A 26,781-nucleotide genomic window follows, 5' to 3' on the forward strand; every position below is an offset into this window, starting at 1 on the left:
GTGGGGGCATCATGCAGATCATTCTTTGGTGGGTATTTTCCCTGACGGTGGCGGCTTTCCTGCAGCCTTGCCGCGCAAGTAGCGCTGCGGCTGGTATCAGGCCGTACGATTCATCCGGTCTTCCAGCACGTCAAATGGCACGCCTGGCTCGTCTTTTGCGCCTCGGATAACCAATGACGTCTTGACGCTGGCCACGTTGGGCGTGGTCAGCAATTCACCGGTCAGAAACTGCTGAAAACTACTCAGGTCCGGAGCGACGCATTTAAGGATGAAATCCACTTCGCCGTTCAGCATGTGGCATTCGCGGACCAGTGGCCAGTCACGACAGCGGTCTTCAAAGGCACTCAGTTCGGATTCAGCTTGGCTTTCCAGCCCGACCATGGCGAAAACCTGAACTTCGAACCCCAGTTCACGTGCATTCACCTCAGCGTGGTAACCACGGATATATCCTGACTCTTCCAATGTCCGCACCCGCCGCAGGCAAGGTGGTGCCGAGATTCCAACGCGTTTGGCCAGTTCCACGTTCGTCATCCGACCGTCGGCCTGCAATTCCGCCAGAATTTTGCGATCGATTTCGTCCAACCGAGTCGTGACCATAAAATGCTCCTGAATTTTCCATTTTTTATATCAGCACCCCGCTCGTGCGCAATAATGTTTCGCATTTGCGCAATATTCTTTGTTTTGCAACCAATTTATGTCGCTGGTCCATGTGTAAGGCGCATAGCGGTTCTGGGTCACGAAGGGGCTTTAAGCCTTGCCCAGCGGTCGCTATATCGTTGCGGCGGGCGAGAAGCCCATGTCAGGCAGTTCGAGCGGGGGTACCATGGCCGAGACAAGACACACCAAGGTTCTGATCATCGGATCAGGACCGGCAGGATATACGGCTGGCGTCTATGCAAGCCGCGCGATGCTGGAGCCCATTCTGGTCCAGGGAATCGAACCCGGAGGGCAGCTGACCACGACAACCGAGGTGGAAAACTGGCCCGGAGATACCGAGGTTCAGGGCCCCGACCTGATGGTCCGTATGCAGGACCACTCGAAGGCAATGGGCTGCGAGGTGATCGGCGATATCATCAGCGATTTGGACGTTTCCAAGCGCCCGTTCACTGCAAAAGGTGACAGTGGCACAACGTATACTGCGGATGCTGTCATTCTTGCCACGGGTGCACGCGCCAAATGGCTCGGCCTGCCGTCGGAAGAAAAATTCAAAGGTTTCGGCGTTTCAGCCTGTGCCACCTGCGACGGGTTCTTTTATCGCGGTCAGGAAATCGTGGTCATCGGCGGCGGAAACACTGCTGTGGAAGAGGCGCTGTTCCTGACCAATTTCGCCAGCAAGGTCACCCTGATCCACCGCCGGGATGAGCTGCGGGCCGAGAAAATCTTGCAAGATCGCCTGTTCAAGAACGAAAAAATCGAACCCTTGTGGTTCCATGAGCTGGACGAAGTGATCGGCACCGATGCACCGCTGGGGGTTGAAGGTGTGCGGGTCAAGAACGTCAAGACCGGCGAAATCACTGAAATTCCGTGCAAAGGCGTGTTTGTCGCAATCGGCCACGCTCCGGCCAATGAACTGGTGAAGGAGTCGCTGGAAACCCATATGGGCGGTTATGTCGTGACCAAGCCCGGCTCGACCGAAACTTCGGTGCCCGGTGTCTTTGCTGCCGGTGATCTGACCGATCACATCTATCGCCAGGCCGTGACCAGCGCCGGAATGGGCTGCATGGCGGCGCTGGATGCTGAACGGTTCCTGGCCGAGCAGGAATAATCCGTGTTTGAATTCTCTGGCCCGGTCTGGAGAATTCAATTCGCGTCGCGGGCAAGAAACCCATTGCACCCTGCCCGCGCACCCGAAGGTCGCTTTCACCACTCTGGCCAGTTCGCCATATATGCCTCGCTCAGCGCTGAAGGTGCAGGAATTGCCATACGTCGTTACATCTCGGACCTGGACCCGGAAAGGGTGATTCAGAGGTTGTGGGTGGATAAGGCGCAACTGGTCGATCTTCGCGGTCGGAAAGCGGTTTCGGTTGTTTGGCAAGGCATTTTTGAGGCCAGCAACCCATCGCCCACTTGGGCTTATTCGGATGAAGCGCGTCAACAATGCGCGGATGGTTTGATGTACAGCTCGCGATCCCGCCCTGATCTCAGCCATCTGGTATTGTTTGATAGCAACAATATACACGCCCGATCTGACGAGGCCCCGCTACCTTGGACACCGTGATCCTCCAACCTTTGTCTTGACCTGTGCATGATCGTCCCTCCAGACTTTGACAAAACCAACCAGTGATACAGGTGGTATTCTTGAACAGCGCTCTTTGGCGTGGCGGATGGGCGACCCGACTCAGGATCGGCAGCGGGCTGTTTCTGTTTGTCTTTGCCTTTTTCCACTTTCTGAACATCGGAATGGGTCTTTTTCATACCGACTACCTGCATGGCATGCAGGACGGCCGCAAAGCGGTCACGCGGCACGATGTAATGAGTGCGCTGCTTTATGTGGCACTGTTTATCCATGCCGGTCTGGCACTGGTATCCATTGCCCAGCGCAGAACCTTGCGGATGCCCATCAGTTCGGCTCTGCAAATCGTGCTGGGCCTGCTGATCCCGCTGCAGTTGATCTCTCACATTATCCACACGCGGGTTGCGCATGAAATCTTCGATGTGAACGATGAAATGGGCTATATCATCATCCTGATGTGGCCCAGCACAGCAGTCTGGATGCAAAGCCTGCTGCTGTTGATCGTCTGGGTACATGGATGCATCGGCCTGCACATGTGGCTACGGCTGACCCAATGGTGGCCCAAAACAGTGCCATATCTGATCGGCGTTGCGGTTTTTATCCCTTCGTTCGCGTTGGCTGGATTACTGACAGAAGGCCGACGCCTATGGGCAGACTTCTCAGATGAATTCCTGCGCGAACAATATATCGAACACTATAACTGGCCCTCACCCGAGGCATTCCAGACCATGTTCGGTATGACGGACAATGCGCTGACCGCATTTTGGCTGGCGCTTGCCCTGACGGCGATGACCTATCTGGGGCGCAAACTGTGGCGCCGAAGGCATTCAGTGCGCGTCACCTATGCCCGAGGTCCCGAGGTTGTGGCAGAAAAAGGCATGACGCTGCTTGAAATATCGCAGGCCAATGGCATTCCACACACGGCGTTGTGCGGAGGCAAAGGGCGCTGCACAACCTGCCGCGTCATTGTCGAGGATGGCGGGACAAACCTGCCGCCACCCAGCGATGTCGAGGCCCGCAGCCTGGCCGCCGTAGGAGCAACCGGCCAAACCCGTCTTGCCTGCCAGATACGCCCAACCGAACCGCTGTCCGTCTTTCGGGTGTTTCGCCCGGACGGCGGTCGCAATCGCGGTCACGCCAGCCAGGGTCAGGAAAGAAAACTGGCGGTGCTGTTTCTGGACATGCGCGGGTTTACGGCGCGCACCACCGGTCAATTGCCATATGACATTGTTTTTCTGCTGAACCGCTTTTTTGATGCCATTGTTCCCGCCATCACGGATGAAGGCGGCGTGGTGGACAAATATATGGGCGATGGCCTGTTGGCAGTTTTCGAAAAACCCGACGCTGCCAGCTCTGCCCGCGCGGGCCTGAAGGCCGCCATCGACATCAGTCTGGCACTGGATGGGTTCAACCAGCGACTCGAGGCCGAGGGCAGCCCACGTATCCGTATCGGAATGGGCCTGCATCTTGGGGATCTGGTGTTGGGTGAAATCGGTGCAGCCGGTCATGCCTCTCGGACCATTATCGGGGACGCCGTGAACGTTGCCAGCAGACTGGAAGGCGAGACCAAGGCGCAGGGAGTTGAACTGTTGGTATCGGAAGAACTGCTGAGAGCTGCTGATGTTGCCGTTGACCCGGAGGCAATCCAAAGCTTCGAACTGCGCGGCGTAAGCCAACCGGTTCCCGCGTTGCCGGTGGCTCGGGCCGCGGACCTTGGAAAATCTGCGCGCGAACGAGAACACATATACTCTGACTAGGCTGATTGTTGCCGTTCGGCAGAACCAGAGTCGCTTTTTCACTCATCAACTGGAAATTCCTTCCAATCAGAAGAAAATCAGCGCATATCGTCCTTTGTTTTCTAAACGCTGGTGGACTTCGGCGGACAGTCGGGGCACATGCCTCGCAAATGCCCAGGAATCACTGGCAATCCAACACTGCGACAAGAGTATTCTGATGACGATGTTAAGCAATCTGGCCCCGATCCCCGAACTGTATGTCTCGTACGAGTCGGCCCAGAAACTGAAGGTTGAAGCGGCCGATCTGACCAGCTGGGATCTGAGCCCACGCCAGATCTGCGATCTGGAATTGCTGATGAATGGCGGGTTCAACCCCCTCAAAGGGTTCCTGTCCGAGGCCGACTACGACAACGTGGTCGAGAATATGCGTCTGGCCGACGGCACCCTGTGGCCGATGCCGATCACGCTGGATGTAAACGAAGACTTTGCGGATCGGATCGAGCTGGGTCAGGACATCGCGCTGCGCGATCAGGAAGGTGTCATTCTCGGCACCATGACAGTCACCGACCGTTGGACGCCCGACAAGGCGCGCGAGGCTGAAAAGGTCTTTGGCGCGGATGACGACGCCCATCCCGCCGTGAACTATCTGCACAATGTTGCGGGCAAAGTCTATCTGGGCGGTCCCGTGGTCGGCATCCAGCAGCCTGTCCACTACGACTTCCGCGCCCGCCGCGACACCCCGAACGAGCTGCGCGCCTATTTCCGCAAGCTGGGCTGGCGCCGCATTGTGGCCTTCCAGACCCGTAACCCGCTGCACCGCGCGCATCAGGAACTGACCTTCCGCGCCGCCAAGGAAGCGCAGGCCAACCTGCTGATCCACCCGGTCGTGGGCATGACCAAACCGGGCGATGTGGATCACTTTACCCGCGTGCGCTGCTATGAGGCCGTTCTGGACAAATACCCGGCCTCGACCACCTCGATGTCACTTCTGAACCTGGCGATGCGCATGGCAGGCCCGCGTGAGGCGGTCTGGCACGGCCTGATCCGCGCCAACCACGGCTGCACCCATTTCATTGTGGGCCGCGACCACGCTGGCCCGGGTAAGAACTCGGCCGGTGAAGACTTCTACGGCCCATATGATGCACAGGATTTGTTCCGGAAATACCAGGACGAAATCGGCCTTGAGATGGTCGATTTCAAACACATGGTCTATGTACAGGAACGCGCCCAGTACGAGCCGAACGATGAGATCGCGGACAAGGACAACGTCACGATCCTGAACATCTCGGGCACCGAACTGCGCCGTCGTCTGGCCGAAGGTCTGGAAATCCCCGAATGGTTCAGCTTCCCTGAAGTTGTGGCCGAGTTGCGCAAAACCAAGCCGCCGCGGAGCCAGCAGGGCTTTACCGTGTTCTTCACCGGTTTCTCAGGCTCGGGCAAATCCACGATCGCCAACGCGCTGATGGTCAAGCTGATGGAGATGGGCGGACGCCCCGTTACCCTTTTGGATGGGGATATCGTACGTAAGAACCTGTCCTCGGAGCTGGGCTTCTCGAAAGAGCACCGCGATCTGAACATCCGTCGTATCGGATACGTGGCGTCAGAGATCACCAAGAACGGTGGCATTGCCATCTGCGCGCCAATCGCGCCATACGCGACCACCCGCCGCGCGGTCCGTGAGGATATCGAACAATTCGGTGCGTTCTGCGAGGTTCACGTGGCCACCAGCATCGAAGAGTGCGAACGCCGCGACCGCAAGGGCCTGTACAAGCTGGCGCGTGAAGGCAAGATCAAAGAATTCACCGGCATCTCGGACCCCTACGACGTACCTCAGAACCCTGAACTGAGCGTTGAGACCGAGAATGTCGAAGTCGACAACTGCGCCCATCAGGTATTGCTGAAACTGGAAAGCATGGGCCTCATCGCAGGATCGTAATTCTGCTGTCGGGATGCCAAAAGCGGTCTTGGGAAATGCCCCAGGGCCGCTTTTTTTGTGTGGTGGAACCAGCTGGGCAGTATTGACATCTCAGCCTTGCCTTGCTGCTGTTGGCATACCCATTTCTTGCTTGGTCCAGAATGAAACATGACCTGCCCACAATCGCCGGGTTCTGGTACGGGTCCGACCTGTCTTGGCTTGAAGCGTTGTGCATTCAGTCTTTTCTGGATCACGGCCACAGATTTGTTCTTTATTTGGCTGACGACGTGAAAAACGTCCCACCCGGTGTTGAAACCCGCCCTGCGTCAGACATTCTTTGGCCGTCGCCTTTCTCGTTTAATGAAAATGAACGGCACAGAGTCGCCGTGTTTTCAGATATCTTCCGTCTGCACCTGAGCCAGAAGACAGACTACATATGGGTCGATCTGGATGCTTTTTGCGTCAGACCGTTTGATGTCGACACCCCGTATGTGTTTGGCCAGTCGCGCCGCGGCGATTTTCCCACCGGCGTTTTGCGCTTGCCAAAATCCTCCGAGACGCTTGCGTCAATGTTGAGCTTCGTAGACAGCCCCAACCCGACCCAACCTTGGCGCGGCCCTACTTTGCGGCGGGCGAACCGTCGAAAGGTCGCGAATGGTGAGCGCTGGGGTATCGAGCACCTTCCCTGGGGATGCTCTGGCCCCAAAGCGTTTACTCATTTCCTGATAAAGACCGGGGAAAGCATCCACACGTCTGAGCCGGAGATCTTTTACCCCTTGTCACCAGATGAGTTGTGGATGCTGCACGCGCCAGAAATCCGAACACAGCAGATCGAACGCAGTGGCGTTCTGTCGGTTCACATATATGGTCATCAGAAACGCGAGATGGCGTTGTCCATGTCGGGTCTGCCCTCCCCCGGTTCTTATTTGGACCGAATGTGTAAGCGCCATGGTATCACCCCTCGGTCCAACCCGATCACGCGGCTGAGTTGGATGGGCCCGACGACTAATCTTGGCTGACATATGCGGTCACTTGCGGACTAGTCGGGTAAATCGACTTGCCCGCGCATCAAAACGTGGCCGCGTCCCGCAACCTTGATGCCGGTCATCGCATCCGCCGTTCCAACCCGGGTGACTGTTGCCTGACCAGGGCGTCCCATATCGTGGCCCTGTTCGGCAACAAACGACTCCTTGCTCATCAACCCATACCTCCAGAGATACGCCGCCATCGCTCCGGTGGCGGAACCGGTGAACGGGTCCTCAGGCGGGCTGGGTGGTGCCAGTAGAAGGCGCGAGAAGGTATCGCCAGCCTCGGTCGCGCCTTGCAGCGTGACAAGAAACGGCTCAGCCATATCAGAGCCGGAATAGCCTGCAGCCGCCGCAATTTTCTGCAAAGGGCCCACAGCCAGCTTCGCCGCGCGCAACGCGTCGTGATCGCGCAGCACGGTAATGCAGAAAGGCAATCCGGTCGACACGAACTGAGGTGGTGAGATGATCGCGTCCTTGGGCAAACTGATGGCCTCAGCGACCAGATCGGCAGGAATGTGATCTCCGAATTGCGGGGCGACCTGCGTCATTTCGATCTCATCCCCGTCAAGCCGGATCGAGACAAGCCCTGCCCCGGTCTCCAGTGTCAGGGCATCACCGGAAAACAAACCGCGCGAGCGCATGGCCGCAACAGTGGCTATCGTCGGATGCCCAGCGAAGGGAATCTCTCGGCTGGCCAGAAAATAGCGCACGTGAATGTCAGCAACGTCTGACGGGCCTGTAAACGTGCATTCCACCAGAGAGGTTTCGCGGACATAGGCCATGCAGACCTCATCCGGCAGCCCTGCCCCGCCATGCACCACGGCGCATCCGTTGCCACCAAACGCACGGTCGCTGAAGGCGTCAACCCAATCGAAATCGAACCAGCTCATCTGCGCTCTCCCTTTCTGCGCTCGTGCCAGTTCGCATCATTCGACGCAAACGCCAGGATTGTCACGTTGATTTATAAGGGCGTGGAGCCGTTTCAGTGAACGGCCACCGGGGACAAATCATGTTGTCTGGCCAGCACAAAGGCCAGCTTGCGGTCGGCAACCAATGCCAACTGCTGTCCATCCGAATCGTGAACGGCGTAAAGCTGATCCAGGTCGCCCGCCTGATCACGCAGATCCCGAGGCAGGTCAGCCACATCAACGGTTTTCACATAAACGATGCGATCACCTTCGGTGTTGATTTCAATCGGTGTATTCATTGCTCTTACCCCTTTCTTATATTGATCGTTTGCACCACGGTTTCCGGCACGGCACGGGTCAGGTCCACGTGCAGCAGACCGTTTTCCATGATCGCTTCGCCTACTTCGACACCGTCGGCCAGCACGAACATGCGCTGAAACTGACGTGCTGCGATGCCGCGATGCAGGAACACGCGTCCTTCGCTGTCGTCGCGCTGACGGCCCCGGATCACCAGCTGGCGATCTTCGATGGTGATCGACAGATCCTCCTCGGCAAATCCTGCTACCGCTAGCGTGATGCGATAAGAAAAATCCGAGGTCTGCTCGATATTATAGGGCGGGTATCCTTCGTTGCCGGCCTTTGCAGACCGTTCCAAAAGGCGTTCCAACTGCTCGAACCCCAAAAGATGCGGGTATGAGCCCAAGGTAAGTTTCGACACGTATTTTCGTCCTTCATTGTCAAAGCGACGCAATTGCGGCCCCGTTCTGGCAACCGCGTGGTATAGAATATGGGAAGATACAGGGATGTCCACAAGGTCTGGCCGGATAAACCCTGACACACTATCTTGTGTGACACGCACCACAACAAAAGCCGAATCGCCAATGAACGCGCCCACTGATCTGTCCATGAAAACCGATGAAGTTCTGCGGGTTGAACTGGAGGTTTTCCGTCGCCAACACCGCGATCTGGACGAAGCGATTGAGGCGCTGCAAGCCAAGGGCACGTCCGATCAATTGACGATCAAACGGCTGAAAAAACAGAAATTGCGGCTCAAAGACATCATTCGCCTCATCGAAGACCGCCTGACCCCCGATATCATCGCCTGACGCATTGCCACAAAGGCGGATTTGGCTATAGTGCGCGCTCTTTCAGGCGGCAGGGGCAACAAGCGGATGAGCGACGTGAAAGTAGGGATCATCATGGGTAGTCAATCGGACTGGCCCACGATGAAAGAAGCCGCGGATATTTTGGATGAATTGAGCATTGCGTATGAAAAACGCATTGTATCCGCGCATCGGACGCCTGATCGCCTGTGGGATTACGGGAAAACTGCCGTTGAACGCGGCTTGCACGTTATTATTGCTGGCGCCGGTGGCGCGGCGCACTTGCCTGGAATGATGGCCTCGAAAACGCGTGTGCCGGTGATCGGCGTTCCTGTCCAAACCCGCGCATTGTCTGGTGTCGATTCCCTTTATTCCATCGTGCAGATGCCCAAGGGCTTCCCTGTGGCGACCATGGCCATTGGATCGGCCGGCGGTGCCAATGCAGGTTTGATGGCCGCAGGTATTCTAGCGCTACAGGACGAGGCGCTTGCTAAGCGGCTGGATAACTGGCGCGCGGCCTTATCGGCCTCGATCCCCGAGGAGCCGCAGGGATGAGCGTGATCGGGTTTATCGGCACCGGTCACATCGCGAACCCTCTCGCCCGTTTTTTGGCCGCCAAAGGCCATCACATAGTCGTAACCGAACGCAGTACCTCGGTCTCAGCCGCTTTGAAAGCCGATATCGGCGCAACGGTCACAGACCCGCAGACCGTACTGGATACATCCGAAATCGTCTTTCTCTGCCTGCGCCCGCATCAGGCCGCCGAGATTCTTAAAACGCTCAGCTTTCGAGCCGATCACAGGATCGTTTCCGTCATGGCGGCGGTTCCCGAAGCACAACTGAAATCACTTTGCGCCCCGGCAACAACATTCGTGCAGACGATCCCCTTGGGTTATTTGCAGCAGGGTGGATGCCCAATGGCGGCCTACGGCGATGACCGCTTGCTGGCCGGTCTGATGGAGCCCGAAAATCCCGTCATCAAAACCTCGACCGAGGCCGCGTTGAACGCCCATTTCGCAGTCTGCGCCATGGTACCCGGCATCCTGGACCTGCTTGCAACCGGGGCCGATTGGCTGGGACAGCAAACCGGTGATGAGGCTGCGGCGGAATTCTACACGACTCAGTTGATCGCGGGCTTTCTGTCGACGATGGACAAGGGGCGCGCCGGACGGCTGGCTGCCGAACGCGATGCGTTGGCAACCGAAGGGACGTTGAGCCTGCAAATGACACAAACCCTGCAACAAGGCGGGGCCCATGACGCCTTGCGCGACGCCTTGACGGCAATCGGCAAACGGTTGGAGACTTGACGATGACAGAGATGCTGCCCACCGGCGCGACAATTGGAATTCTCGGCGGTGGCCAACTAGGCCGGATGCTGTCTGTGGCTGCGGCACGGCTGGGGTTCAAGACCCACATCTTCGAGCCCGGCGCAAACCCTCCGGCAGGTCAGGTCGCGGACAAGGTGACAACCGCGCCCTATGACGACGCTGATGCGTTGCGCGCCTTTGCCGACGCGGTGGATGTGATCACCTACGAGTTCGAAAACATTCCAACCGAAGCGCTGGACTTGTTGGAAGCTCACCGCCCGATCCGACCGGGGCGGGAAGCATTGCGGGTCAGTCAGGATCGTCTGACCGAAAAGACATTTCTGCAGGGCCTGGGTCTGAATACCGCACCCTTTGCAGATATCACCGATCTGAACAGCCTGACCGGAGCCATTGATCAGATCGGCACACCGGCAATCCTGAAAACCCGCCGCTTTGGCTATGACGGCAAGGGGCAAGCGCGATTGAAAACACCCGAGGATGCTAAAACCGCTTTGGCGGACATGTCTGGTGCGCCGTCTATTCTGGAAGGCTTTGTAAACTTCTCCCACGAAGTTTCGGTCATCGCAGCCCGTGGGCTGGACGGACAGGTTGCCTGTTTCGATCCGGGTGAAAATGTGCATCGCGAGGGCATCCTGCACACCACGACAATCCCTGCCCGCCTGTCACCCGCGCAGCGGACGGATGCTGTGCTGTTGGCGGCCAATATCCTGAATGCGCTGGATTATGTCGGCGTGATGGGGGTTGAGCTATTCGTCACACCGGAAGGCCTGATCGTGAACGAGATCGCGCCGCGTGTGCACAATTCGGGACACTGGACACAGAACGGCTGTGCGGTCGATCAGTTCGAGCAACATATCCGCGCCGTGGCCGGTTGGCCGTTGGGCGACGGTCAGCGGCATTCGGATGTGGTGATGGAGAATCTGATCGGTGCCGATATGGATCGAGTACCAGAACTGGCACGGGAACGAGACGTCGCTCTGCACCTTTATGGCAAGGCCGAGGTTAAGCCAGGCCGGAAGATGGGGCATTTCAACCGGGTCGTTCGGTAAACCGATCGCGCTGGCGCGCGATGCCTCCGGCGGAGGTATTTTTGAACAGAAGAAACACGGGATCGTTTAGGCGACAAACCGCGCGGCAATGTCTCCGGTCATATAGCTGACACGCCCGCCTGCCAGCGTGGCGGCAACGCGATGGGTTTGGGCATCCAGAATGACCAGATCAGCGCGCTTCCCTGGGGCAAGCTCTCCACGATCCGCCAGATTCAACACTTTAGCAGGACCCGAGGACACCAGCGCCCAGGCTCCGGCCAAATCCAGCAGCCCTGATTTTGCCAGCATCAAAGCGGCACGACGCGGGCTGGGATAATGGTAATCTGAAGCCAACGCATCGCAAAGTCCCATCGCGATCAGGTCCAGCGCGCTGGCGTTGCCCTTGTGCGATCCGCCCCGCACCACGTTCGGCGATCCCAGAATGACATGATCACCGGAAGTCTTTGCAGCCTCAGCCGCCGCAAGCGTTTCCGGAAATTCAGAGATCACGGCGCCCCGGGCACGCCACCACGCCCGTGCCTCTGCCGTCGCGTCATCATGGCTGCCCACACGCACACCCTGCTTGCGCAAATCCTTGCAGAGCGCATCCAGCGCGGCGGGCACCTCATCCCTTCGGGCATGCATGGATTGCAGCATGGCCAAATGCGCCTCGGGGTTACGACCGGCCTTAAGCGCCTGCCCGGTCAGGCGCGGCGGGGTTTTGCCCCGTGCCAGTCGATCATGCGGCAGATGATCGTTGAATACGACATAAGGCACCTGCCATGCGGTAATGCGTTCGACCAAACCTGCGTAGTGATCCAGCATGTTCGTTTCAAACCGCAATTGCGGGATCAGATCGGTCACCACCTCGTCTTTAACGGCAGCCATCGCGTCAAACACCTGACCTGCGAATTCGGGTCCGCGCACACCACCTTCCCAACTATAGAACTGCGCCAACACGGCGGTTGTAATACCATTTGCCGCCAATTCGGCCTCAACTGACAGAATACCTTCAGCCATCTGTTTCATTGCACCGCGCCGTGGGGCAATGTGGCGCTCGAACCCGTCACCGTGCAGATCAATGATGCCAGGTAGGATCAGGTATCCCGCCAAATCGATCCGGCGACCGGCCTTATCCTGCTGCACCAGCCCGTCAGCAATGCCAAGATCACCGCGAACGATACCCTCGGCCGGATGCAGCACATCCGCGCCTGTGAATGTCAGATTCAGTGTTGTCATTGCGAGGGTTCCGACTCTGGTTCCGAGCAGTCCTGCCCGATGCAGATTTCGTCTATTATGTCCATCACGCTGTCCAGCCAAGTGATTTGCGGATCAAACCGGCCGAACTCAATAAAGTGTAGCGCCTGCGCCATGACACGCGGATTGTTCATCATGAACGTATGGGTCACCGGCAACACAATGTGATCCGCCATCCCGTCAACCCGGGTTGTCCTGACTGAGACTTTTCCGTCGTCCTCTCCGTCAATCAGTGACGAGAATACCGGGTTGAGTGAATTGGTTCCTGCAATCACCCCAAGCTCGAAATCCACCGGAAGCAATTGGCCCGGAATACCCTCGGGACCCGTCCCCAATTGCAAACCCGCAGGTCCGTTCAGGTATCCGAACACCTCCCACGCGCTGAGTTCATCGACCAGTTGACTGCCCTGATTTGGCGGCCCCAGCATCACCACGCGGCCCAAATTCTCGGGCTCGTGGTCCTGCAACCAATAGCGCAAAAGAATGCCACCCATCGAGTGAGCCACGACATTCACAGTATCATCCCCACATGCTGCAAATGCCTCTGGGATTGTGGCTTCGGCCAGTTCGGGGATGCCCATATCGGTTGATGGGTAACCGAGCCGAACCACCTTGTAGTCGTGCGCGTTGAGCAACTGTTCCATCACTGAAAACGAGGCTTCGGTCCGCGCCAGCCCATGCAGCAACACCACACATTTCGCGCTGGCGAATGTGGGCAAACTCAGAAACACAAGGGCCAATAGAAGTCTCATACCGGCCAGATAAGATGAAACAGACGTGCTGTTAAGCCCTAGCTACGCTTGACGTTGAGGACCGCCAGCGCGATACCGCCCAAAACCAGCCCCGCGCCAAGCAAAAGGCGCAGGCTGGCGGCTTCGCCCAGCAGAACCACACCGCCTGCAATGGCAATCACCGGGACGCTCAATTGAACAACGGCGGCAACCGTCGGCACCAGTTGCGGCAGAACGCGATACCACAGGGCATATCCCAGGCCTGACGTCACCCCGCCTGATACGGCCGCCAGCCCATAACCGGCTGCCGACATCTGCCACGCCCCGCTGATCATCAACATGCCCAGAGCCGTCACCGGCAGCGCCACGACAAAATTGGCGGCAGTGCCGGACAGAGCGTCTGGCTCGGACCGCCCTGCCAGAGAATACGCCGCCCATCCAACACCCGCCGCCGTCATTAAGGCCGCACCGAACAGATCAACCGTCAACATCTCTGACGGCCAAAGAACAAACGCCAAACCAGCCAACGCCACCAAAGCACCTGAAACCTGGCGTATCGTCGGGGCGGTTCCACTAAAGGCACTTGCTGTAAACATGGTGATCTGCACAACGGCAAACAGGATCAACGCACCCACCCCCGCATCCAGCGTAAGATAAGCAACAGAAAATCCGATCATATAAAGCGACAAGGATCCCGCACCGACGATACGTCGAGCACTGGTCAGCGGCAAAGGCCCCCGGCGTAGAAAAACCAGGATGACCAGCACCAACGCGCCAGACAAAACCCGAACCACGGCGAAACTCGTCGGATCGCTGGCTCCACTATCAATGGCCAGGCGGTTCAGAACCGAATTCGCCGCAAAGGCGCACATGGTCAGGGCGGTTAGCAGAAACAGTCTCATATCAACCACATACCCGCATCAGCCCGGATTGCACACTCACATTCCCGCAGGCAGAACCAGCCCGCCCTTCTTCTGTTCAAAAATACCTCCGCCGGAGGCATGGCCGCGTAGCGGGCATTCCAAACGAAACGGGGCCGCCGGAAGGCGACCCCGTCGATAAGCGAAAAAGGCTTAAGCAGCTTACATCATGCCGCCCATGCCGCCCATGTCGGGCATGCCGCCACCAGCAGGCGCGCCTTCTTTGGCGGGCTTGTCAGCAACCATCGCTTCGGTGGTGACCAGCAGACCAGCAACCGATGCCGCGTCTTCCAGAGCGGTACGGACAACTTTGGCCGGGTCGATCACGCCGAACGAGAACATGTCGCCATATTCTTCGGTCTGCGCGTTGAAGCCGAATGCTGCGTCAGACGATTCACGGACTTTGCCCGCAACGACTGCGCCGTCAACACCTGCGTTCTCAGCAATCTGGCGCAGCGGCGCTTCGATTGCCTTGCGAACGATGTTGATGCCAGCGTTCTGGTCAGCGTTTGCACCTTCCAGCGATTCCAGTGCTTTACCGGCCTGAACCAGAGCAACACCACCGCCCACAACAACGCCTTCCTGAACAGCAGCGCGGGTCGCGTTCAGAGCATCGTCCACACGGTCCTTACGCTCTTTCACTTCCACTTCGGTCATGCCGCCGACGCGGATAACGGCAACACCGCCTGCCAGTTTGGCAACGCGTTCTTGCAGCTTCTCACGGTCGTAGTCCGACGAGGTTTCTTCGATCTGAGTACGGATCTGAGCAACACGTGCTTCGATCTCGGCTTTCTCGCCTGCACCGTCGACGATGGTTGTTTCGTCTTTGGTGATTTCGATCTTCTTGGCGGTGCCCAGCATGTCCATGGTGACGGACTCGAGCTTCATGCCCAGATCTTCGCTGATGACCTGACCGCCGGTCAGGATCGCGATGTCCTGCAGCATGGCTTTACGGCGATCGCCGAAGCCCGGTGCTTTGACAGCAGCAATTTTCAGACCGCCGCGCAGTTTGTTGACAACCAGAGTCGCCAGCGCTTCGCCTTCAACATCTTCTGCAATGATCAGCAGCGGCTTTTGCGACTGGATCACCTGCTCCAGCAGCGGAACCATCGGCTGCAGCGAGGACAGTTTCTTTTCGTGCAGCAGGATCATGCAGTCGTCGAGCTCTGCGATCATCTTGTCTGCGTTGGTGACGAAGTAAGGTGACAGGTAGCCGCGGTCGAACTGCATACCTTCGACAACATCGGTCTCGGTTTCCAGACCTTTGTTTTCTTCGACGGTGATGACGCCTTCGTTGCCAACCTTCTGCATCGCGTCAGCGATCTGGCTGCCGATTTCAGCTTCACCGTTGGCCGAGATGGTGCCGACCTGAGCAACTTCTGCCGAATCTTTGACTTCGCGCGAAGCTGCCTTGATGCCTTCAACAACCTTGGCGGTCGCCAGGTCGATACCGCGCTTCAGGTCCATCGGGTTCAGACCCGCTGCAACCTGCTTCAGACCCTCTTTGACGATGGACTGAGCCAGAACGGTTGCAGTGGTGGTGCCGTCGCCAGCTTCGTCATTGGTGCGGCTGGCGACTTCTTTCACCATCTGCGCGCCCATGTTTTCGAACTTGTCTTCCAGTTCGATTTCCTTGGCAACCGAAACACCGTCTTTGGTGATGCGCGGTGCACCGAAGGATTTGTCCAGAACCACGTTGCGGCCTTTGGGGCCGAGGGTCACTTTAACAGCATCGGCCAGGATGTTCACACCTGCCAGCATGCGGTTACGGGCATCGGTGTCAAACTTGACGTCCTTTGCAGACATGTTGTCTCTCCTTGAGAAAATCTATTGTGATGAAGATCAGAGAAAGCGCGTTTGCTTACTCGATGATCCCCATGATGTCGCTTTCTTTCATCATCAGCAGCTCTTCGCCGTTGACCTGAACCTCGGTGCCCGACCATTTGCCGAACAGGATCTTGTCACCGGATTTTACAGCCATTGCGATCAGTTCGCCGCTGTCCTTGCGCGCGCCTTCGCCGGTTGCGACGACTTCGCCTTCACTGGGCTTTTCTTTTGCGCTATCGGGAATGATCAGACCACCAGCGGTTTTTTCGTCGCTTTCTACGCGACGAACCAGCACACGGTCATGAAGCGGTTTCAATGCCATCTTTGCAGCTCCTTGGGCTCAAAGTTTGTTTATCCTCCCCTCGCCGATCAGCGAGGCGTTAGCACTCATGCTTGCCGAGTGATAACGCCGCATAGCTAGGGAGTCCAAATCCCCGAGTCAACAAGCTGTGATGGATTTTTTTGCAAACCACTTTAGTCGGCTTGCTCCCAACTGTAAGCCCAGTGTTTCAGCCCCTCGGAACCCGCACCCGACAGCGCGTAAATACCCTTTTCCACCTTGTCGAACCAGCCATAGTGGTTTTCGCGCATAACGCGGGTCGCCGTAACCACTCCGGTCGCCTTGGCCACGTCTGATCCCTTGGTGGCGCCGTGCTCGGCCAGATGCGCCGCGCATTTCAACGCGTCCTGACGATATGCTGTGACAATACCATGGCGCGTCGCCCCGCCTGCATTTGGATCACCTTCCAGACGGTCAAATTCGCGCAGTAGCCGGGCAGCCCGGGCTTTATTCTTCCGCGGCGCATAAGGTCCGGGGTCGCATTGTACCTCAACCACGCCGTCCGCGCGGACAGTAATCAACCCCAACCCCAACCGGCGACACAGCGCCAGATTGTCCTTTAAGGCGCGTCGTGCCGTACGCCCCTTGGGTTTGCAGACGCCGATATAAACTTGATCCGTCATTTTCAGCCGCGTGATCGCCTGGTGAAACAGCGCCAGCGAAAACCGCAGCTTCAGTTCGACAATTACAGGCTCTTCTTCTGCGCGTATGGCAACGATGTCGGCCGCGCCGACTTCGCCTTTTACAACATAGCCCTGACGTTCCAGCAACGCCTTGATGGGGGGATAGAGATCCTGCTCGCGGTCCATGGCGATATGCTATTCAATTTGCTTGAAAACACCAGACGGGTGGCTTGAATACATGCCAACGGCACGGTTATTCCTTACACACAGACCTTGCAACTTTCGGAGCATCCATGCGTCTCCTGATCTGTTTCATCTTGCTTATCCTGCCGATCTCGGCCCACGCAGCCTGCGAAGGCCGAGACCTGCGCGCCCACATGTCCACACAAGCGAAGGCAGAACTGCAGCGCGCGGTCGAGGGAGTCCCCTACCCGGATGGCAACCACTGGATCGCGACAAAGGGTGATACCGTTCTTCATTTGATCGGAACCCTCCACATAAACGATCCCCGCATGGGTGCCGTCATCGACCGCCTTACGCCAGCCCTCAGCGAAGTAGACGCGTTTTATTTCGAAGTCACTCAGGATGAAATGAATGTGTTCGAACAAAACCTGGCTAAGGATCTGAGCCCGGTGTTGATCACCTCGGGGCCTACCCTGATCGACCTTTTGCCGGAAGAAGATTGGGCCGCGTTGTCCGCCGCATTGGCCGAACGCGGTATCCCGGGTTGGATGGGGGCCAAGATGCGCCCTTGGTTCATCGGTATGATGCTGGGCGTTCCGCCATGCCTTATCGAAGACCCAGACGCTCAGTACGGTATGGACGCGCGGCTGGCGGATGTGGCCACGGAATACGGCATTCCACAATACTCGCTGGAACGGATCGAGGACGTGATGGCCATGTTCGACAGTTACTCGTTGGAAGAGCAAGTGCAGTCGCTCATTCGCCTTTCCGGGGCCTTGCAGGGGAACGACGATCAGCTTGCGACGATGGCGAATGCCTATCTGGAAGAAAAACACGCCGAGATCATACAGTTAGCCCGCCTGCAAGGCATGGAGCAATCCGGGCTCGATCCTGACGCATTCGACGCTGAGTGGCAGGGGTTCGAACAGAATCTGCTTGTTCAGCGCAACACAAACTGGATGGAACACATTCTGAGTATTTCGGACCAAACCGCAGTGATCGCGGTTGGTGCTGGGCATCTGAGCGACCATCACGGCTTGCTTAAGCTGCTGGAGCAGGCCGGATACAGCTTGTCCCGGGCCCCATTTTAGGGAATTCGCGGCATTTCCAGACCAACCGTCGCAGCCTGACCGCTGCAGCGTGACAACTGCGACCGCCCGCCCTATAAGGCGCGCAAATTTACAATCTTCAGGACGCAGACATGACAACCCTTGTATTTGGTCACAAATCTCCCGACACCGATTCCACAGGCTCGCCGATCCTCTGGTCGTGGTACCTGAACGAAGTCAAAGGCGAACAGGCCGAACCCGTTCTGCTGGGTGAGCCCAACACAGAAGCTGCCTTCATGCTGGAAAACTGGGACCTGCCCAAGCCGCGGATTATCGATGACGTCGCGGCGGACGCTCCGGTGATCATCGTCGACACCAACAATCCGGCAGAACTGCCCGGCAGCATCAATGACGCCGATATCCGCGCCATCATCGACCACCACAAACTGGTCGGTGGTCTGGAAACCAAAGGCCCCATCGACATCACAGTGCGCCCTTTGGCCTGTACCGCCACCATCATGGTCGATTTGATGGGCGACGATGCCGCCAAGATGCCGGACGCCATCAAGGGGGCTGCGCTGACCTGCATCCTGTCGGACACGCTGGAATTCCGCTCACCCACCACCACAGAACGTGATCGTGAAGTGGCTGAAAAACTGGCCTCTGAACTGGAACTCGATATCTCGGCCTATGCCGCCGACATGTTCGCTGCCAAGTCGGATGTTTCGTCCTTCTCTGACGCCGAATTGATCCGCATGGACAGCAAGGAATACGAGGTCGACGGCACAAAATTCCGCGTCTCGGTTCTGGAAACCACCGCGCCGAACGTCGTATTGGACCGCAAAGCCAGCCTTGCAACCTCAATGGTTGATGTCGCTAAAGAAGACAGCGTCGATCAGGTTCTGCTGTTCGTGGTCGACATCCTGAACGAAGAGGCCACGTTGCTGGTGCCGAATGATGTTGTGAAGTCGGTCGCAGAAAAAAGCTTTGGTGCAACCGTCGATGGCGACTCTGTGGTTCTTCCCGGTATCATGAGCCGGAAAAAACAGATCATTCCAAACCTCAAGGTTTGACAACGACCCAAGGGGCCCGATTCAGGCACCTTTTTTTTGCGAGGCTCTGCCTCGCGCTCCGGGATATTTGGGGCCAGATGAAGAATGGATCCCCTGCTTCATCTGGCTGTAAATATCCCGGGGGAGTCGCCCGCAGGGCGGCGGGGGCAGAGCCCCCTCTGGTCAAGCGCGGCAACCTCTGCCATAGGCTTGGGGAGCCAATGCCTGCCAGAAGAGGCCTCCATGACACAGATCATCCATTCACTTGCCGACATATCCGACCGCTACAAAGCGCTGTTTGTGGATCTGTGGGGCTGTGTTCACAATGGTATCACGGCCTATCCAGAGGCCGTTGCAGCCCTGCAAGCATATCGTCGAAATGGCGGCGCGGTCGTTTTGGTCACCAACTCGCCAAAACCGCGCGCTGGGGTCGCCGATCAACTGGTTCAGTTCAAAGTACCCACCGACGCGTATGATACGATCGCATCCAGCGGAGATTCCGCACGGTCGGCGATGTTTCGCGGCGCTGTTGGCGAAAAAGTGTATTTCATGGGCGAGTGGCAGCGTGATGCGGGGTTCTTTGAACCACTCAAACTTTTACATCACCCGCTGCAAATCCAACGCGTCCCATTGGACGAGGCCGAGGGCATTGTCTGCTGCGGACCCTTTGACCCGATGGCTGATCCGTCAGTAAACCGCCCGGACTTTCTGTACGCTAAGCAAAAAGGGCTAAAGCTGCTTTGCGCCAACCCGGATATCGTTGTCGATCGGGGAGAGACCCGCGAGTGGTGCGCCGGAGCCCTGGCACGGCTCTACACCGAAATGGGCGGAGAAAGCCTGTATTTCGGCAAACCGCACCCACCCATCTACGATCTTGCGCGGCGCAGATTGCAAGAGATTGGCGTGGATGTCTCAGATTCCGACATTTTGGCGATCGGCGATGGACCTCAGACCGATATCGCCGGAGGCATGGGCGAAGGTATCGATACGCTGTTCATCACCGGAGGGTTGGCCGCAGCCGAGACCAAAACGTCGCACCATCCGGACGAAGATGCCTTAAGAGACCATAATGAAAAGGAAAATATCAGCCCAACCTATTCCATCGGTCGGTTACGCTAGCCAAAAAACGCTTGATCTTTCTGCGCTTGCAAAGTAATAAAATTACTTACGAGAGGCAATTTTCAAATCTTTGTTGCCCGCTCGATTCGAAATGAGGGTAACATGTTGGACAATCTTCCGCGCGGGACAATCTGCATCGAAGATATCGAGATGGGCATGACGCGATATCTGCGCAAAGTGGTCACGGATGAAGATATCGAGATGTTTGCCCAGGTCTCAACCGATCGCAATCCCGTGCATCTGGATGACGATTATGCTCGGGACACGATATTCCAGGGCCGTATCGCGCATGGAATGCTGACGGCGGGTCTGATCTCGGCCGTGATCGGGGAACAATTGCCGGGGCATGGCACAGTCTATATGGATCAGTCGCTGAAATTCCTTGCCCCGGTGCGTCCGGGTGACATGGTCTATGCCGAAGTCAAAGTCATCGATATTGATTTTGCCAAGCGACGCGTGAAGCTGGACTGCCATTGTTCGGTGGACGGCAAGAAGGTTCTGGTTGGCGAGGCAATGGTCCTCGCGCCGTCGCGAAAATTCGACTAGTATCGAACCTAGATTGTAAATACCGAGGCGCCCTGACCGGCGCCTTTTTCTTGGCAAAACCCGGACTGGGAAACATCGAATATGAGCGCCTACAGGTCCTATGTCATCTGCACCAGCCCGCGCAGCGGCAGCACTTTGTTGTGCAAACTATTGGCTGCCACTGGTATTTCAGGAAAGCCGGAATCGTATTTTCATGACCCGTCATTGTCATCCTGGCTTCGTTATTACGATCTGAACAGCGAAACGTTCACGGATGCACGTGCAAGCCTTACTGCGGTATTTGAGGCAGCACGGCAAAAGGGAACCGCAGGAACGGGTCAGTTCGGCCTGCGCCTGCAAGGGCGTAGCCGGGACTATTTCCTGAAACAACTGCGGCTTTTGCACCCTCAACACTCCAACGATGAGGCAAGGATCGAGGCCGCTTTTGGCCGCTGTCTTTTCATACACCTGACCCGCAGCGACAAGCTGGAACAGGCGATCTCATTCGTCAAAGCACAGCAAACCGGGTTGTGGCACAAAAACGCGGATGGCAGTGAATTGGAACGCCTGGCACCGCCAGCACGCCCCGTGTTTGACCAAGGCAGGATTGAACAGACCAAGACAGAGCTTGAAAACCTGGAAGACGCCTGGCGGGGCTGGTTTGCGCGCGAGGGAATTGCACCCTTCACCATCACCTATGATCAGTTGTCCTCAGACCCCCGCGGTGTTCTGTCCGACGTCCTGAGTGCGCTGGGGCATGATCCGACAGTCGCGCAGAATGTGCCTGTACCAACAGCAAAACTGTCGGATGCCACCAATAGGCAATGGGCACAGCGCTTTCTGTCGGGCACCGCCTAAATCAGATGCTTGAACCCGCCTCTCAGTCCCGTTAGGCAATCCACATGCAGATCATCCGGGATTTCCAGTTTATCGAGCCTGAGGACCGTGGCGCCAGTGTCGCAATCGGCAATTTCGACGGTGTTCATCTGGGCCATCAGTCGGTCATCGATCTGGCCCGCAGCGCCGAGCCCGATGCACCGCTGGGCGTTCTGACCTTTGAACCGCACCCGCGCGAATACTTCGCCCCCCAGTCGCCGCCGTTCCGGCTGATGCGTGGCAACACCCGTGCGCACAGGCTTGAAAAGCTGGGGGTACAGAAGCTTTATGAACTGCCCTTCAATGCAGCGCTTGCAGGGCTGACCCCGGAAGAGTTTGCACGGCTTGTAATCCGTGACGGCTTAGGGCTGGCTCATGTCGTCGTCGGAGCTGATTTCTGTTTCGGCAAAGGTCGCAGCGGGACAGCGCAAGACCTGGAGGTGTTTGGCCGTCAGATGGGGTTCGGTGTCACCATCGCACCTCTGATGGAGCGGTCCGAGAACGTCGTATCCTCGACTGCAATCCGAGCCGCCCTGACCAAAGGGCGACCCCGCGATGCGGCCGCCATGTTGGGGCATTGGCATCGGATCGAAGGGGAAGTTGTCGGCGGCGAACAGCGTGGACGCGAGCTGGGGTTTCCCACGGCGAATATGTCCATCGAAGGGCTGCACCCGCCCAAATTCGGCGTTTATGCGGTACTGGTGGACGTACTGGATGGACCACATCAGGGAAGCTACCGCGGCGCTGCCTCGATCGGGGTGCGCCCGATGTTCGGTGGTGAAGTTCCGAACATCGAAACCTTCCTTTTTGACTTCTCGGGCGATCTGTATGGCGCGACCTTGTCGGTCGGACTTATCGACTACCTGCGCCCTGAGTTGAAGTTCGACGGATTGGATGGGCTGATTGCGCAAATGGACACAGATTGCCAACAGGCGCGCAGAATTCTGGCCGCCCTATGACCTCGGATCCAATCGACCGAAACGGGCTGGCACCGCACTTTTGGGAACGCAAGCCGCTGCAGAAAATGAACCCGCATGAATGGGAAGCCTTGTGCGATGGGTGCGGGAAATGCTGCCTGAACAAGCTGGAAGATGAAGACACCGGCGAGGTCGCTCTGACCTGTGTCGCTTGCCGGTTGCTGGATGATGAGAGCTGTCGTTGCACGCAATATGACATCCGGCATCAGTTTGTCCCTGAATGTATCGTGATGAAGCCGGAGAACATCGACGATCACGCTTATTGGCTGCCACAGACCTGTGCTTATCGCCTGCTGTGGGAAGGTAAACCCCTTTACGACTGGCACCCCTTGTTGTCTGGTACGCCGGACACGGTCCATGCCGCCGGGGTGTCGGTGCAGGGCCGGACCGTATCCGAATTCGAAACCCCCATGGAAGAATGGGAAGACTACATCATCGAGGAGCCAATCTGATGCATTTCGCCTCTGACAATTCCGGGCCCGTTCATCCCGAAGTTCTGGCGGCCTTGGCCGAAGCGAATGAGGGCTATCAGATGGCCTACGGCGCGGATGCGCTGATGAACGAGGTGCGTGACCAAATCCGGGGAATATTCGAAGCCCCGGGTGCCGCGGTTTATCTGGTGGCAACTGGCACGGCAGCCAATTCGCTGGCGCTGGCAACCCTGTCTCAACCCTGGGAGACCGTGTTTTGCTCACCTGTTTCACATATCCACGAAGATGAGTGCAATGCGCCGGAGTTTTACAGCGGGGCCAAGCTGACACTGGTGCCAGGCGGTGACAAGATGGCCCCCGAGGCCCTGCGCATGTCGATTGAGGGCGAGGAAACACGTGGGGTTCATGGCCCCCAGCGCGGGCCGGTTTCCATCACACAGGTTACCGAGCGCGGGTCGGTCTATTCACTGGCGGAATTGCAGGCCTTATGTGGAATCGCCAAGGAGTATGACTTGCCGGTTCACCTGGATGGCGCACGCTTCACCAATGCTCTGGTCGCGCTGAACTGTTCTCCGGCCGACATGACGTGGAAGGCGGGTGTGGACGCTGTCAGCTTTGGCGGTACAAAGAACGGGCTGATGGGTGTTGAGGCCGTCGTTTTCTTCGACGAAAGCAAGGCCTGGGAATTCGAGCTGCGCCGTAAACGCGGGGCGCATCTGTTTTCGAAACACCGTTATCTGTCGGCGCAAATGGCCGCCTATCTGCGTGACGATCTGTGGCTCAGGTCTGCCCGCCAAGCCAATTCCAACTGCGCCCGTCTGACAGACGGATTGCGGGCCGCAGGGGCCGAGTTTCTACACGAACCGCAGGCTAACATCATTTTTGCAAGCTTCCCCCGCAGCCAGCACAAACGCCTGCATGATGCAGGAGCCGTCTATCACTTGTGGGGGGATTCTCTGGACGGTGCAGACGATGACGAGAAACTTGCCTGCCGTCTGGTATGCGACTGGTCGATCGGCAGCGACCAGATCGACCAGTTTCTATCCTTGCTGTAAGGTATTGGGGGCTCTGCCCCCGTCGCAGCAGGCTCCGCGCCCCCGAGGTATTTTTGAACAGAAGAAGCCTTGCTGCGCAGGATCAGTCTTTGAGGGTGGAGAGATGGCTGTCCAGATCATCCAGGCGATCCTGACCCCAGAACCGCTGATCGTCCGGAGTAATGTAGAAAGGGGCGCCGAACACACCGCGCTCAACTGCCTCTTCCAGATTGGCGGCGTAGGTTTCGGCCCCGACCAGAAGCCCGCTATCGGCCAGAGCTGGATCAAACCCGGCTTGCGACAGACAATCGCGGATCACTTCATCTTGGGCGATATCCTTTTCCTCGGCCCAGCATGCGCGAAGAATCGAATGGCACAGCTTGCCCATATCGCCCGATCCATCTTTGCCGGCTGCGATCACCGCGTAGGCTGATGGTGCCATATTCGTCGGCCAATGCGCAGGCTGAGGGTTTAACGTCATTCCCAGATTTCGCGCCTGACGCACCAGTTCCTGCGCACGATATTCATTGCGCGAAACATGCCGGTCTTTCGGCGGTACTCCTCCGGTGCGCCCAAACAAGGCGATGATGTCCAGCGGTTTGTAATTGATGGTTGCGCCATGTTTCTCTGCAATCTCTTCCAACCGCGTACCCGCCAGGTAGGAAAAGGGCGAGAGTGTCGCAAAAAAGTAGTCAATCTGGGTCATATGCACTTTCTCCACTGGGTTACCTTTGCGGGACGGTAGACCCGTGCTAAGCGGTGTCAACATCACGAATCTGTCACATTGCCATTGCTGCCCGGGGACCTTCAGCCGATGCCGACACTTCACGAACCCAAGCTTATCGCTGGGAACGCCAATCTTCCTCTTGCCGAAACCATTGCACGCCGCATGAGCCTGCATCGCGGTGTGGACCAGGGTCTGGTCGACGCGCGTGTCGAGCGGTTCAATGACGGTGAGATCTTTGTTGAGGTTTTTGAAAATGTCCGCGGCGAGGATATGTTCATCATCCAGCCAACCTCGAACCCGGCAAATGACAACCTGATGGAGCTGCTGATCATCGCCGATGCGCTGCGCCGCTCATCAGCCCAGCGGATCACTGCCGTCATCCCTTATTTCGGTTACGCCCGCCAGGACCGCCGCACCAAGGCGCGCACACCGATCAGCGCAAAGCTGGTGGCCAACATGCTGACCGGTGCCGGGATCGAGCGGGTTCTGACCATGGATCTGCACGCGGCTCAGATTCAGGGCTTTTTCGACATTCCGGTGGATAACCTTTACGCCTCACCCATTTTTGCGCTGGACGTGAAAACCCAGTTCAAAAACCAATTGGACGAGATCATGGTTGTCTCTCCGGATGTCGGCGGCGTTGCCCGCGCCCGCGAGCTGGCCAAACGCATTGGCGCACCGCTGTCGATCGTAGACAAGCGCCGCGAAAAGGCGGGCGAAGTGGCCGAAATGACTGTGATCGGCGACGTGAAGGACAAGATTTGCCTGATCGTGGACGACATCTGCGACACCGCCGGAACCCTGTGCAAGGCGGCACAGGTACTGGTGGATAACGGCGCGAAAGAGGTGCACTCGTACATCACGCACGGCGTCATGAGCGGCCCTGCGGTCGAGCGTGTCACGAATTCGGTGATGAAATCACTGGTCTTGTCCGACACGATTCAGCCAACGCCCGAAGTGGCCAAAGCCTCTAATATCCGCATCGTGCCGACGGCGCCAATCTTTACCCAGGCCATCCTGAACATCTGGAACGGAACCAGCGTGTCGTCCCTGTTCGAAGACAAGACGCTGACCCCGATCTATGAATCGCTCTACCATATGGACTGAGGTTGGTGGGAAACGAAGATGACCATTGAAAAACGTATCGTATTGTCCAGTGACCATGCAGCAATCGCGTTGCGCCAGTCCGTTGCCGACCACGTCGCCAAGCAGGGTTGGGAGGTGATCGATATCGGCCCGACCTCACCCGAGAGCACCCATTACCCGTTGCATGGCAAGGCAGCAGCAGAAGCGGTTGCATCTGGTGACTGTCAGCTGGGTATTATTCTATGCGGCACCGGCCAGGGCATCATGATGGCCGCCAACAAAGTCCCGGGCATCCGTTGCGGTGTGTGTTCCGACACATTTTCAGCCCGGATGATCCGGCAACACAACGATGCGAACATGCTGTCCATCGGTGCGCGTGTTGTGGGTGAAGGGACGGCGCTGGATATTGTTGACGCGTTTCTGTCGGCTGAGTTCGAAGGCGGACGTCATGCGACGCGGGTGGATATGATTGAAGCTTGATCGGCTTAATCGGACCCTGGCTTCAATCGAGCTGCGAGTGGGATATCTCGCCAGTTATATCTCCATAAGGGCCAGCTCCATCTCGACCCAAATCACGCGGATTCGGGTGGTGTCGTCATCCCACACAGATATACCAACCTGCACCAAAGCGCGGTTGAAGGGACTCGCCGAACCGCCAAGCGGCGTTCACCAGAGCCTTCCCCGTTTGCAACCCTTCGCCACCGCGGAGTTTCGAAAACAGAGCGCCTCGACCCGTTTGATCTTG

General features: G+C 57.5%; 30 protein-coding genes. 19 read left to right on the forward strand and 11 right to left on the reverse strand.

The window, feature by feature from the left end:
* Window positions 1-96: 96 nt before the first annotated feature.
* Window positions 97-597 carry an Lrp/AsnC family transcriptional regulator gene (locus tag ACP0GE_RS07100; protein ID WP_424831286.1) on the reverse strand — a complete coding sequence of 167 codons (501 nt, stop codon included), beginning with the start codon at window positions 595-597 and terminating at the stop codon, window positions 97-99.
* Window positions 598-823: 226 nt separating this feature from the next.
* On the opposite strand from ACP0GE_RS07100, the gene trxB reads away from it, so the two are divergent.
* The 5 genes from trxB (at window position 824) to ACP0GE_RS07125 (ending at window position 6,903) form a co-directional block, all read left to right on the forward strand.
* Complete coding sequence (gene trxB / locus ACP0GE_RS07105; RefSeq protein WP_424831287.1) at window positions 824-1,765, forward strand: thioredoxin-disulfide reductase; 942 nt, start codon at window positions 824-826, stop codon at window positions 1,763-1,765.
* Window positions 1,766-1,768: 3 nt separating this feature from the next.
* Window positions 1,769-2,218 (forward strand): RES family NAD+ phosphorylase, encoded by a 450-nt coding sequence (locus tag ACP0GE_RS07110; protein ID WP_424831288.1) that lies wholly within the window; start codon window positions 1,769-1,771, stop codon window positions 2,216-2,218.
* A gap of 80 nt (window positions 2,219-2,298) precedes the next feature.
* The gene (locus ACP0GE_RS07115) at window positions 2,299-3,990 is read left to right on the forward strand and encodes an adenylate/guanylate cyclase domain-containing protein (protein ID WP_424831289.1); all 1,692 of its coding nucleotides are present in this window, start codon (window positions 2,299-2,301) and stop codon (window positions 3,988-3,990) included.
* Between the two features lie 196 nt (window positions 3,991-4,186).
* Window positions 4,187-5,905 carry a bifunctional sulfate adenylyltransferase/adenylylsulfate kinase gene (locus tag ACP0GE_RS07120; RefSeq protein WP_424831290.1) on the forward strand — a complete coding sequence of 573 codons (1,719 nt, stop codon included), beginning with the start codon at window positions 4,187-4,189 and terminating at the stop codon, window positions 5,903-5,905.
* A gap of 140 nt (window positions 5,906-6,045) precedes the next feature.
* Window positions 6,046-6,903 carry a hypothetical protein gene (locus ACP0GE_RS07125; RefSeq protein WP_424831291.1) on the forward strand — a complete coding sequence of 286 codons (858 nt, stop codon included), beginning with the start codon at window positions 6,046-6,048 and terminating at the stop codon, window positions 6,901-6,903.
* Window positions 6,904-6,923: 20 nt separating this feature from the next.
* Here ACP0GE_RS07125 and ACP0GE_RS07130 read toward each other — a convergent pair whose 3' ends face one another.
* The 3 genes from ACP0GE_RS07130 to ACP0GE_RS07140 form a co-directional block, all read right to left on the reverse strand.
* Window positions 6,924-7,802, reverse strand: a complete 879-nt coding sequence (locus tag ACP0GE_RS07130; protein ID WP_424831292.1) for a PhzF family phenazine biosynthesis protein — start codon at window positions 7,800-7,802, stop codon at window positions 6,924-6,926.
* Between the two features lie 92 nt (window positions 7,803-7,894).
* On the reverse strand, window positions 7,895-8,119 hold the full coding sequence (locus tag ACP0GE_RS07135; protein WP_170570980.1) for a DUF1150 family protein: 225 nt from the start codon (window positions 8,117-8,119) through the stop codon (window positions 7,895-7,897).
* Window positions 8,120-8,124: 5 nt separating this feature from the next.
* Window positions 8,125-8,538, reverse strand: coding sequence for an Hsp20 family protein (locus ACP0GE_RS07140; RefSeq protein ID WP_085821398.1), 414 nt, complete (start codon window positions 8,536-8,538; stop codon window positions 8,125-8,127).
* 163 nt (window positions 8,539-8,701) lie between these two features.
* Between ACP0GE_RS07140 and ACP0GE_RS07145 the strand changes: the two genes are divergently transcribed.
* From ACP0GE_RS07145 to ACP0GE_RS07160, 4 genes are all read left to right on the forward strand, one after another.
* Window positions 8,702-8,926, forward strand: coding sequence for a YdcH family protein (locus tag ACP0GE_RS07145; protein WP_010441787.1), 225 nt, complete (start codon window positions 8,702-8,704; stop codon window positions 8,924-8,926).
* Window positions 8,927-8,992: 66 nt separating this feature from the next.
* Entirely contained in the window at window positions 8,993-9,478 is a 486-nt protein-coding gene (gene purE / locus ACP0GE_RS07150) for a 5-(carboxyamino)imidazole ribonucleotide mutase (protein ID WP_424831293.1), read from the forward strand.
* Window positions 9,475-10,230: an NAD(P)-binding domain-containing protein gene (locus ACP0GE_RS07155; RefSeq protein WP_424831294.1), complete on the forward strand. Its 756-nt coding sequence runs from the start codon at window positions 9,475-9,477 to the stop codon at window positions 10,228-10,230. The genes purE and ACP0GE_RS07155 overlap by 4 nt, the downstream gene beginning before the upstream one ends.
* A 2-nt stretch (window positions 10,231-10,232) precedes the next feature.
* Window positions 10,233-11,300, forward strand: coding sequence for a 5-(carboxyamino)imidazole ribonucleotide synthase (locus tag ACP0GE_RS07160; RefSeq protein ID WP_424831295.1), 1,068 nt, complete (start codon window positions 10,233-10,235; stop codon window positions 11,298-11,300).
* A 66-nt stretch (window positions 11,301-11,366) separates the two neighbouring features.
* Here the strand turns inward: ACP0GE_RS07160 and ACP0GE_RS07165 are convergent, their stop codons facing one another.
* From ACP0GE_RS07165 to ACP0GE_RS07190, 6 genes are all read right to left on the reverse strand, one after another.
* On the reverse strand, window positions 11,367-12,518 hold the full coding sequence (locus ACP0GE_RS07165) for an alpha-D-ribose 1-methylphosphonate 5-triphosphate diphosphatase (RefSeq protein ID WP_424831296.1): 1,152 nt from the start codon (window positions 12,516-12,518) through the stop codon (window positions 11,367-11,369).
* Window positions 12,515-13,288, reverse strand: coding sequence for an esterase/lipase family protein (locus ACP0GE_RS07170; RefSeq protein ID WP_424831297.1), 774 nt, complete (start codon window positions 13,286-13,288; stop codon window positions 12,515-12,517). The genes ACP0GE_RS07165 and ACP0GE_RS07170 overlap by 4 nt, the downstream gene beginning before the upstream one ends.
* A gap of 38 nt (window positions 13,289-13,326) precedes the next feature.
* Window positions 13,327-14,169, reverse strand: coding sequence for a DMT family transporter (locus ACP0GE_RS07175; RefSeq protein WP_424831298.1), 843 nt, complete (start codon window positions 14,167-14,169; stop codon window positions 13,327-13,329).
* Window positions 14,170-14,349: 180 nt separating this feature from the next.
* Window positions 14,350-15,993 (reverse strand): chaperonin GroEL, encoded by a 1,644-nt coding sequence (gene groL, locus ACP0GE_RS07180; protein WP_424831299.1) that lies wholly within the window; start codon window positions 15,991-15,993, stop codon window positions 14,350-14,352.
* Between the two features lie 55 nt (window positions 15,994-16,048).
* A complete protein-coding gene (locus tag ACP0GE_RS07185; protein ID WP_424831300.1) occupies window positions 16,049-16,336 on the reverse strand; it encodes a co-chaperone GroES in 288 nt (95 codons plus the stop codon).
* Window positions 16,337-16,488: 152 nt separating this feature from the next.
* Window positions 16,489-17,163 carry a DUF2161 domain-containing phosphodiesterase gene (locus ACP0GE_RS07190; protein WP_424831301.1) on the reverse strand — a complete coding sequence of 225 codons (675 nt, stop codon included), beginning with the start codon at window positions 17,161-17,163 and terminating at the stop codon, window positions 16,489-16,491.
* Between the two features lie 107 nt (window positions 17,164-17,270).
* On the opposite strand from ACP0GE_RS07190, the gene ACP0GE_RS07195 reads away from it, so the two are divergent.
* The 8 genes from ACP0GE_RS07195 (at window position 17,271) to ACP0GE_RS07230 (ending at window position 24,244) form a co-directional block, all read left to right on the forward strand.
* Window positions 17,271-18,251 carry a TraB/GumN family protein gene (locus ACP0GE_RS07195; protein WP_424831302.1) on the forward strand — a complete coding sequence of 327 codons (981 nt, stop codon included), beginning with the start codon at window positions 17,271-17,273 and terminating at the stop codon, window positions 18,249-18,251.
* A gap of 110 nt (window positions 18,252-18,361) precedes the next feature.
* Entirely contained in the window at window positions 18,362-19,282 is a 921-nt protein-coding gene (locus tag ACP0GE_RS07200; protein WP_424831303.1) for a manganese-dependent inorganic pyrophosphatase, read from the forward strand.
* Window positions 19,283-19,504: 222 nt separating this feature from the next.
* Entirely contained in the window at window positions 19,505-20,380 is an 876-nt protein-coding gene (locus ACP0GE_RS07205) for an HAD family hydrolase (protein WP_424831304.1), read from the forward strand.
* A 102-nt stretch (window positions 20,381-20,482) separates the two neighbouring features.
* Window positions 20,483-20,926: a MaoC family dehydratase gene (locus tag ACP0GE_RS07210; protein ID WP_424831305.1), complete on the forward strand. Its 444-nt coding sequence runs from the start codon at window positions 20,483-20,485 to the stop codon at window positions 20,924-20,926.
* 81 nt (window positions 20,927-21,007) lie between these two features.
* Complete coding sequence (locus ACP0GE_RS07215; RefSeq protein WP_424831306.1) at window positions 21,008-21,763, forward strand: Stf0 family sulfotransferase; 756 nt, start codon at window positions 21,008-21,010, stop codon at window positions 21,761-21,763.
* A gap of 44 nt (window positions 21,764-21,807) precedes the next feature.
* Window positions 21,808-22,740, forward strand: a complete 933-nt coding sequence (locus tag ACP0GE_RS07220) for a bifunctional riboflavin kinase/FAD synthetase (protein ID WP_424831307.1) — start codon at window positions 21,808-21,810, stop codon at window positions 22,738-22,740.
* Window positions 22,737-23,210, forward strand: coding sequence for a YcgN family cysteine cluster protein (locus tag ACP0GE_RS07225; protein WP_424831308.1), 474 nt, complete (start codon window positions 22,737-22,739; stop codon window positions 23,208-23,210). The genes ACP0GE_RS07220 and ACP0GE_RS07225 overlap by 4 nt, the downstream gene beginning before the upstream one ends.
* Window positions 23,210-24,244, forward strand: coding sequence for a threonine aldolase family protein (locus tag ACP0GE_RS07230; RefSeq protein ID WP_424831309.1), 1,035 nt, complete (start codon window positions 23,210-23,212; stop codon window positions 24,242-24,244). The genes ACP0GE_RS07225 and ACP0GE_RS07230 overlap by 1 nt, the downstream gene beginning before the upstream one ends.
* A gap of 82 nt (window positions 24,245-24,326) precedes the next feature.
* Here the strand turns inward: ACP0GE_RS07230 and ACP0GE_RS07235 are convergent, their stop codons facing one another.
* On the reverse strand, window positions 24,327-24,929 hold the full coding sequence (locus ACP0GE_RS07235) for a 2-hydroxychromene-2-carboxylate isomerase (protein ID WP_424831310.1): 603 nt from the start codon (window positions 24,927-24,929) through the stop codon (window positions 24,327-24,329).
* 108 nt (window positions 24,930-25,037) lie between these two features.
* Here ACP0GE_RS07235 and ACP0GE_RS07240 point away from each other — a divergent pair, with 108 nt between their 5' ends.
* The gene (locus tag ACP0GE_RS07240; protein WP_424831311.1) at window positions 25,038-26,057 is read left to right on the forward strand and encodes a ribose-phosphate pyrophosphokinase; all 1,020 of its coding nucleotides are present in this window, start codon (window positions 25,038-25,040) and stop codon (window positions 26,055-26,057) included.
* Between the two features lie 18 nt (window positions 26,058-26,075).
* Window positions 26,076-26,516 carry a ribose 5-phosphate isomerase B gene (gene rpiB / locus ACP0GE_RS07245; RefSeq protein WP_424831312.1) on the forward strand — a complete coding sequence of 147 codons (441 nt, stop codon included), beginning with the start codon at window positions 26,076-26,078 and terminating at the stop codon, window positions 26,514-26,516.
* Window positions 26,517-26,781: the final 265 nt, after the last annotated feature.

The sequence above is a fragment of the Ruegeria sp. genome (assembly GCF_965243365.1).
Taxonomy (GTDB): Bacteria; Pseudomonadota; Alphaproteobacteria; order Rhodobacterales; family Rhodobacteraceae; genus Ruegeria.